Source organism: Streptomyces nanshensis (assembly GCF_001751255.1).
Taxonomy (GTDB): Bacteria; Actinomycetota; Actinomycetes; order Streptomycetales; family Streptomycetaceae; genus Streptomyces; species Streptomyces nanshensis_A.
This window is the reverse complement of the sequence record NZ_LJGW01000404.1, coordinates 1-8190: the sequence shown is the minus strand read 5'-3', so window position 1 is coordinate 8190 and position 8190 is coordinate 1. Positions and strand designations below refer to the sequence as shown.

General features: G+C 71.1%; 8 protein-coding genes. All 8 read left to right on the top strand.

Going from position 1 to position 8190, the window contains the following annotated elements:
* Nucleotides 1-962, top strand: a 962-nt coding sequence (locus tag AN218_RS25195; protein ID WP_244900692.1) for a carbohydrate ABC transporter permease, incomplete at its 5' end; no start/stop codon positions are given.
* Nucleotides 959-1894, top strand: coding sequence for a carbohydrate ABC transporter permease (locus tag AN218_RS25190; protein WP_070019216.1), 936 nt, complete (start codon nt 959-961; stop codon nt 1892-1894). The genes AN218_RS25195 and AN218_RS25190, both read left to right, overlap by 4 nt.
* A 46-nt stretch (nt 1895-1940) precedes the next feature.
* Complete coding sequence (dgoD, locus tag AN218_RS25185) at nt 1941-3089, top strand: galactonate dehydratase (protein WP_070019215.1); 1149 nt, start codon at nt 1941-1943, stop codon at nt 3087-3089.
* 336 nt (nt 3090-3425) lie between these two features.
* On the top strand, nt 3426-3692 hold the full coding sequence (locus AN218_RS25180; RefSeq protein WP_070019214.1) for a hypothetical protein: 267 nt from the start codon (nt 3426-3428) through the stop codon (nt 3690-3692).
* Nucleotides 3685-4308: a DUF6879 family protein gene (locus AN218_RS25175; protein ID WP_070019213.1), complete on the top strand. Its 624-nt coding sequence runs from the start codon at nt 3685-3687 to the stop codon at nt 4306-4308. The genes AN218_RS25180 and AN218_RS25175 overlap by 8 nt, the downstream gene beginning before the upstream one ends.
* A gap of 94 nt (nt 4309-4402) precedes the next feature.
* Nucleotides 4403-6736 (top strand): ATP-binding protein, encoded by a 2334-nt coding sequence (locus tag AN218_RS25170; RefSeq protein WP_244900690.1) that lies wholly within the window; start codon nt 4403-4405, stop codon nt 6734-6736.
* A gap of 147 nt (nt 6737-6883) precedes the next feature.
* Complete coding sequence (locus tag AN218_RS25165; protein ID WP_107421569.1) at nt 6884-7552, top strand: redoxin family protein; 669 nt, start codon at nt 6884-6886, stop codon at nt 7550-7552.
* A 24-nt stretch (nt 7553-7576) separates the two neighbouring features.
* Nucleotides 7577-8190 (top strand): cytochrome c biogenesis CcdA family protein (locus AN218_RS25160; protein WP_070019212.1); only part of this gene is annotated, 614 nt, incomplete at its 3' end.

Sequence of the window (8190 nt, the reverse complement as noted above, 5' to 3'; positions counted from 1 at the left end):
GGGGCCCCGCGCACGGAAACCGGCCCGCGCCGGACACGGCCTCCGCACCGCCTGCACCGCCTCCCCCACCGCGCCGCTCCGCCCGCCCCGACGGCGCCGCCTGGCTCTTCCTCGGCCCGTTCCTGGCGCTGTTCGCCTTCGCCTTCGTGCTGCCGATCGGCTACGCCGTCTACCAGAGCCTGCTGACCGTCCAGCGGCACGGCCCGCTCGGCCTCGGCAAGCCCACGGTCGGCTTCGCGGGCCTGGAGAACTACGTCCTCGCCCTCCAACAGGCCGATTTCATCGACAGTTTCGGCCGGGTGCTGCTCTTCGGCGTCGTCCAGGTGCCGGTGATGCTGCTGCTCGCCCTGACGCTCGCGCTCCTGCTGGACCAGGTCTCCAGCCGCTGGGCGGGCCTGCTGCGCGCCTCGTACTTCCTCCCGTACGGCATCCCCGGCGTCATCGCGACCATTCTGTGGGGCTTTCTGTACGTGCCGGGGATCAGCCCCGTCACGGAGGTACTGGGCGGCACGGCACCGGACTTCCTCAGCTACGACAACGTGCTGTGGTCCATCGCGAACATCGTCGTCTGGGAGTTCGCGGGCTACAACATGCTGATCATCGTGGCCCAACTCAAGTCCGTCCCGCAGGAGTTGTACGAGGCGGCGAGGATCGACGGCGCCGGGCCCTGGCAGACGGCGCTGCGCATCAAGATCCCGCTGGTACGCCCGGCGCTGATCCTCACCTGCGTCTTCTCCATCATCGGCACGATGCAGCTCTTCGCGGAGCCGCTCGTGCTCAGGGTGCTCGCGCCCGCGGTGACCAGCAGCTTCACGCCCAACCTCAGCGCCTACAACGACGCCTTCGCCAACGCCAACATCTATCTCGCGGCGGCGAAGTCCGTGATCCTCGCCCTCGTCGCGTGCGCGCTGTCGTTCGGCTTCCTCACCCTCGTCACCCGCAAGGACAGGAGCCGGCGATGAGCGCGACGACCACTCCCACACCCCCGGGCGCCGCGAGCGCCGCCGGGCCCGGACCCCTCAACGCACCGCGCACGCAAGCGCGTTGGCCGCGCCGCGTGCCACGTCCGGGGCGCGTCCTGCTGCTGGCGTCCCTCGCTGCCGCCGCCTGCTACTTCCTGCTGCCTGTGTACTGGCTGGTCGTCGCCGCGACGAAGACCACGGAGAAGCTGTACGGCAGCACGGGGCTGTGGTTCGACCGGCCTCAACTGTTGCGCAACATCGGGGAGATCCTCAGCTACGACAGCCACATCTATCTGCGCTGGGCGCTCAACTCCCTGCTGTACGCGGGCGTCGGGGCCGCCCTGGCCACGCTGCTCGCGGCGGCGGCGGGCTTCGCCCTGGCCAAGTACCGCTTCCGCGGCCGGGAGGCGGCGTTCAAGGCGGTGCTCGCGGGCGTCCTGCTGCCGCACACCGCGCTCGCGCTGCCGCTGTATCTGCTGTTCAACAAGATCGGACTGACGAACACCTACTGGGCGGTGCTGATCCCCAGCCTCGTCAGCCCCTTCGGCGTCTATCTGTGCCGCATCTTCGCGGAGTCGGCCGTCGACGACACGCTGCTGGAGGCGGCCCGCGTGGACGGTGCGCGCGAGGGGCGGATCTTCTTCCGGCTCGTGCTGCGCATCATGTCGCCCGCCCTGGTGACGGTCTTCCTCTTCCAGTTCGTCGGCATCTGGAACAACTACTTCCTGCCGCTGGTGATGCTCTCCGACGACCGGAAGTACCCCATCACCCTGGGGCTCACCACCTGGCAGACGGCCGCCGACCGGGTGCCGCAGCTCATCCAGTACACCGTCGGCGGCGCGTTCCTGTCCGTCATCCCGCTGGCCGTCGCGATGCTGGTCCTCCAGCGCTACTGGAGGACGGGCCTGACCGAGGGCAGCCTCAAGGGCTGACGCGCAGGCCGCACCACCCGCCCAACCGCACCGTATGGAGCACCACTTGAAGATCGCCCGCGTCGAAACCTTCGCCGTGCCCCCGCGTTGGCTCTTCTGCCGCATCGAGACCGACGACGGTCTCGTCGGCTGGGGCGAACCGGTCGTCGAGGGCCGCGCCGAGACCGTACGGACGGCCGTGCACGAACTGGCGGACCAGTTCCTGCTCGGCGCCGACCCCTCGCGCATCGAGGATCTGTGGCAGGTGATGACGAAGGGCTCCTTCTACCGCGGCGGTCCGATCCTCTCCAGCGCCGTCGCGGGCATCGACCAGGCCCTGTGGGACATCGCGGGGAAGGCCCTCGGCGCCCCCGTGCACCGGCTGCTGGGCGGGCCCGTACGGGAACGGGCGCGCGCCTACTGCTGGGTGGGGGGCGACGAGCCGGCGGCCGTACGGGACCAGGTCGCCGCCCAGGTCGAGGCCGGGTTCACCGCGGTGAAGATGAACGCCTCGGGCAGGATGAGCCGGCTGCCCACCGTCGCGGAGCTGAACGAGGTGGCGGCGCGGGCAGAGGCGGCACGCGAAGTCCTCGGCTCCGCACGGGACTTCGCCGTCGATCTGCACGGCCGCTTCTCGGCCGCGGGCGCGGTACGGGCGGCCGGAGTGCTTCAGCCGTACGCGCCGATGTTCGTCGAGGAGCCCGTACTGCCGGAGTACACACACCTGTTGGAGCGCGTGACCGGTGCGACGAGCCTGCCCGTGGCCACGGGCGAGCGCCTCTACTCCCGTACGGACGTGCTGCCCGCGCTGCGCTCCGGGATCGCCGTGCTGCAGCCCGACCTGTCGCACGCGGGCGGCATCTCGGAGAGCCGCCGCATCGCCTCCCTCGCGGAGACCTTCGACGTGGCGATCGCCCCGCACTGCCCCCTGGGCCCGCTGGCACTCGCCGCCTCGCTCCAACTCGCCTTCTGCACACCGAACTTCCTCATCCAGGAACAGTCCATCGGCATCCACTACAACAAGGGCGCGGAACTCCTCGACTACGTCGCCGACCGGTCCGTCTTCCGCTTCGAGGCGGGAGATCTGCTGCGTCCGACGGGTCCGGGCCTCGGCGTCGAGATCGACGAGAAGGCGGTACGCGCGGCCGACGGCTCGACGACGGCCTGGCACAACCCGCTCTGGCGGCACGGGGACGGGGGGTTCGCGGAGTGGTGAGGGGGACGGGGGCGGGACCGGTGCCGTACGAGCGCGATCCGGCGGCCCTGGCGGGCGAACGCACCTGCGGCGACGGAAGGTTGGCACACGCCCACGCAATCAGGCGTGTGTTTCACGACGGACGTTTCCCCGTCCACGGCTTCACCTCCTCCGGCGCCGCATTCCGACGAAGCCGAATTCCGGCTGATTTCCGTCAACCCACACACCCCACCCGTACACCGGCCTACTGATCTCTCATGAATCACCGCAGGTCAGCCCATGCGCGACATTGTTGTGGGCGCGAGGTGGGCATACACTCCCCGAGGCCCGTGAGGGACCCGGACGAGTGGAGGCGCCATGAGCAGTTGGAAGGCCGATCCGTCAGCGTTATTCGAGCGGCGACTCGGCAAGTCCGCGAAAGAGCTGGGCAATTCGGACGGCAGAGATGAATGCCCGGACATCTGGCGCCTGGACAACGGCGACGTCGCCGTGATCGGCACCGACCTCACGGACGCCTACGCCTCCCGCCTCCCCGGCGGAGTGACCCTCGCCCCGTACGAACGGCTGGTGGTCGTCCCCGGGAACATGTTCACCGCGGCCGGGGAAGACGTCGCGGATGCCTGACCTCACTCCCCCACCGCTCCCCCCGGGGCAGGGCGTAACCCTCGAACGGGAGGACTACCGGCGGGAATTCCGAGAGCGCGAGGAGGAGATCCGCGACCGGGACTCCTGGAAACTGGAGCGCCGCCAGCACTTCGAGGAACAGGGCAGCGCCAGTTGGGACGCGATGCGCCGGGGAGAGTGGGAGACGGCGCTGCGGCTTCTCGAGGAGAACCGCGAAGCGTTACTCGCCACGGCCAGGGAAGACGCACGCCGCCGTTCCTTCTTCCACCGTGTCCGCGTCGTCGAGCAGTCGTTGTCGCCCTACGTCCAATGGCAGTTGCACTCGCTGCGGCTGCGCGCGGAATACGGCGAGACGGTCCGGGTGGTGGACGCGGCGGATCTGGAATCCGCCGAATCCGCGGGCGTATTACCGGAATTGGTCGTCCTCGGAGGCGAAGTCCTCTACCGGGTCCGCTACACCGGTACGGGAGTGCCCGACGGCGCCGTCCGCTACACCGACCCCCGGCTCGTCGAGGAGTGGGAACGGTATCTCCGGAGGCTTCACGAGACCGGCGAGGACGTCCAGTCCTATTTCACGCGCCGGGTGGAGCACCTTCCCCCGCCCGTTCCCGCCTGAGAAACATACGGAGCAGACGATCAGCGAACCCAGCGGAGCCGAGCAGCGTCCCGGCACCTCGCACTCCGAGGTGTCGGGCTCTTCCCGTGACGTCGTGCAGGCCAGGAACGTCAGCGGAGGCATCCACTTCCACGAGGCGGGCGGAGGGAGAGGCGACCGCCCCGCGGCCCACCCCACTCCCCGTCAACTCCCCGCGGACGTGAGCCGGTTCGTCAACCGCACCGCCGAACTCGACCAGCTCGACGCCGTGCTGACCGGCGAGGACGGCGACCGGCTGGTGGTCTCGGTCTGCGTGATAGCCGGGACGGCGGGCGCGGGCAAGACCTCCCTCGCGCTGCGCTGGGCACATCAGGTCAAGGACCGCTTCCCGGACGGACAGCTCTACGTCAATCTGCGGGGCTACGACCCGGGTGAACCGGTCGACGCGCAAGAGGCCCTGCACCGTTTTCTGACCGCGCTCGGCGTCCCCTCACCGTCCGTCCCCCACGATCCCGACGCCGCCGCGGCGCTCTACAGATCCCTGCTGGCCGACCGCCGCGCGCTGGTGTTCCTGGACAACGCCGCGGCCGTGAGCCAGGTACGTCCGCTGCTGCCCGGCAGCGCCGGCTGTCTGGTCATCGTCACCAGCCGCAACCGTCTGTCCGGGCTCGCCGTGCGGGACGGGGCACGCCGCCTGACCCTGGGGACGCTGCCCGAGCCCGAGGCCGTCGCACTGCTCCGCGCCGTCACCACCGGTTACCGGCCGGAGGACGACGCCGACAAGCTCGCCGAACTCGCCCGGCTCTGCGCACGGTTGCCGCTCGCGCTGCGCATCGCCGCCGAACGCGCCACCAGCAACCCCCATCTGCGGCTGGACGACCTGATCGACCAGCTCCGCGACGAGTCCGCGCTGTGGGACGCGCTGAGCACCGGGGAGGAGGAATCCGAGGCCGTACGCACGGTGTTCGCATGGTCCTACCGCGCACTGCCGCCCCGGGCCGCGCGGCTCTTCCGCCTCCTCGGGCTGCATCCCGGCCCCGAGTTCGGTCTGCACGCTGCGGCGTCCCTCGCCGGGCTGTCCCCCACCGTCGCCCGGCAGTTGCTGGACTCCCTGGTCGGTGCGCACCTGCTGGAGCAGACCGCGCCGGACCGCTACCAGTTCCACGACCTGCTGCGCGCGTACGCCACCGAACAGGCCCGCCAGGAGGAACCGCAGGCGGAGCGGGACGCCGCGCTGCGCCGCGTACTGGAGTGGTATCTGCACACCGCCGACGCAGCGCAGAGCCATCTGAGCCCGGCGGAGGACCACTTGCCTCTCGCGCCGCCCGTCGAGGGCGTGACCCCGCTGACGTTCTCCGACTACGACGCGGCCGCGGACTGGGCCGAGCGGGACCACGGCAATGTCCTCCGCGCCGCCCGCGCGGCCGCCGAACACGACGTCCTGGCCTGGCAGTTGGCGGCCGTGCTCTGGAACGCCCAGCCGCCGTCCGCGCCGCTCACCGAGTGGCTGGAGGTGGGCCGCGCCGGGCTTGAGGCGGCCGGGCGGCTGGGCGACCGGTCCGCGGAGGCGCTGCTGCTCACGGACCTCGGCATGGCCTGCACCCGGGTCAACCGCCTGGCGGAGAGCCTCGAAAGCCACCGGGAGGCCTTACGGATCTGGCGCGACCTGGGCGACCGTACGGGCGAGGCGCACTCGCTCAACCTGATCGGCCTGACCTGTCTGCGCAGACGTCGACTGGACGAGGCCGCACGGCACTTCGAGGAGGCCATCGCCGCCTTCGAGGAGCTGGACGCCGCGCACTGGCTGGCCACCGCCCGCTCCAATCTTGCGGGCACGCACTTCCGGGCCGGCCGCCTGTCCGAGGCCGCGGTGGCCATCGAGCAGGCGCTCACCGGCCACCGGGCCCTGGACAACCGGCGCGGCGAGGGCAATCTGCTGCGTCTTCTGAGCGACGTGCGACGGGAGGAAGGCCGTACCGAGGAGGCCCTGAGCAGTGCCACCGAGGCGCTGGAGATCGCATTGAGCCTCCGCGACCACCGGCTGGAGGGCTTCTGGCTCCTCGCCCTCGGCGACGCCCAGCGGGCAGGCGGACAGCTCTCCGAGGCTCTGACCTCCTACCAGCGCTCCGCCACCCTCCATCGCCGCCTCGGAGACCGCAGCCGTGAGGCGCTGGCCTGGAGCGGCGCGGGCGAGACGTACCGGCTGCTCCAACGCCCGGAGGACGCGGCGCACTTCCACCGTCGGGCGGCCGCCGCACACCGGGAACTCGATGACGCATGGCATGAGGCACTGGCTCTCGACGGACTGGCCACGGCCCTTGGGGACGACGATCCGCAGGCGGCCCGGCGGCACCGGGCCGACGCGCTGCGTCTTGTCGCCGCATTCGACGACCCGAGGGCGGCGGCCTTCCGTGAGCGCCTCGAAGCCTTGCCGACGGAGCGGGACTGAGCGGCCCTTCCGCCGGAGCAGCCGCGCACCGCAGCGCGCAACGGGCGCCGTCCCCCTCCCCGGATTAGTCAGCAGCCGCTAAAGACCTCCTGGCGTCCGCCCGTTCGTCCTAGCGTGACGAGCCCCATTCACCACCAGAGGATTCAGATGATGCGTGCCGGTCGGACCCGTATGGCCCTCACTGCCCTGCTCGTGGCGGGCTCGCTGTCCATGGCGGGCTGCGGGATGAACGACGAGCCGGAGCCCGCGGGCAAGGGCGCCGCGGACGAGAAGCCGGCGCCGGAGAAGAGTTCCGGCAAGGACGAGGGCAAGGACGGAAGCAAGGACCAGGACGAGAGCGGCAAGGACGGCGAGGGCAAGGGCGGCGACGAGGGGATCGCCCCGGGTGAGAAGGCGCCGGACGGCGGGGCGCCGCCGCAGTTGCGGTTCGCCAGCACGACGCTCGACGGGAAGACCTTCAAGGGCGAGTCGCTGGCGGACAAGCCGTCGGTGCTGTGGTTCTGGGCGCCGTGGTGCGGTACGTGCCAGGGGCAGGCGGCGCAGACCGCGAAGCTCGCCGCCAAGTACAAGGGCAAGGTCAACTTCGTCGGCGTGGCCGGGCTGGACAAGACCGCGCCCATCCGCGGCTTCGTCAAGGAGCAGAAGGTCGGCAACTTCCCGCATCTGAACGACCAGAAGGGCGCCGTCTGGAAGAAGTTCGGCGTCTCGCAGCAGAGTTCGTACGTCATGCTCGACAAGGACGGCAAGACGGTCTCCAAGGGCGTGGCGACGACTCCCGACCAGCTCAACAAGCAGGTGGCCGGGCTCGCGGGCTGACCGCCCGGCGCCGACGGACGTCCCATGGCCGACCTGCCCTTCGCCCTGGCGCTGACCGCGGGCATGCTCGCGGCGGTGAACCCGTGCGGCTTCGCGCTGCTGCCCGCCTATCTCTCGCTGCTGGTGCTCGGCGACGGTGCGCCGTCGCGGGGCGCCGCGGTGGGCCGCGCGCTGGCGGCAACGGCCGCGATGACGCTGGGTTTCGCGGCGGTCTTCGGTGTCTTCGGTCTGGTCGTGGCGCCCGTGGCGAGCCAGGTGCAGCAGCAACTGCCCTGGTTCACCGTGGTGTTCGGGCTGCTGCTGTGCGCCGCGGGGGTGTGGCTGCTGGCGGGGCGTGAACTGCCCGCGCTGCTGCCCCGGATGCGCCGGGCTCCCGGCGTCACCCGTTCGGTGCCGTCGATGGCGCTCTTCGGAGGCGCGTACGCGATCGCCTCCCTCGGCTGCACGATCGCACCCTTCCTCGCGATCGTCGTCTCCGCGTTCCGCAGCGGCTCGACTGCCGGAGGGCTGCTGCTGTTCGGGGCGTACGCGGCCGGGATGGGCGCCGTCGTCGGCACGGCGGCGCTCGCGGTGGCGCTGGCCCGTACGTCCGTGGTGGGGCGGCTGCGGCGGGCGGGCGCGGTGGCCTCGCGCGCGGG